At 44.1% G+C, this 204-nt stretch carries 1 protein-coding gene; it reads left to right on the top strand.

All coding sequences use genetic code 11. From position 1 onward, the window contains the following. On the top strand, nt 1-204 hold a 204-nt coding region (locus B4F91_RS00570; protein WP_288635317.1), incomplete at both ends, for a S1 RNA-binding domain-containing protein.

Here is a 204-nt window from a genome sequence, read left to right as displayed (position 1 = left end):
TGGTGGTGTTGATGGTCTACTACACATTTCTGATATGGCGTGGAAGCGTGTTAAGCACCCTTCAGAAATCGTTAATGTTGGCGACGAAATCGCAGTTAAAGTTCTTAAATTCGACAAAGATAAAACTCGTGTATCTCTAGGCCTTAAACAGCTTGGCGAAGATCCATGGGCTGCTATCGCTGGTCGTTACCCAGAAGGTTCTAA

It is taken from the genome of Pseudoalteromonas sp. UBA6610 (assembly GCF_002433295.1).
In the GTDB taxonomy this organism is placed as follows: domain Bacteria; phylum Pseudomonadota; class Gammaproteobacteria; order Enterobacterales; family Alteromonadaceae; genus Pseudoalteromonas; species Pseudoalteromonas atlantica.
Note: the sequence above shows the minus strand (reverse complement) of the source record. Positions and strands in the feature narration are given on the sequence as shown.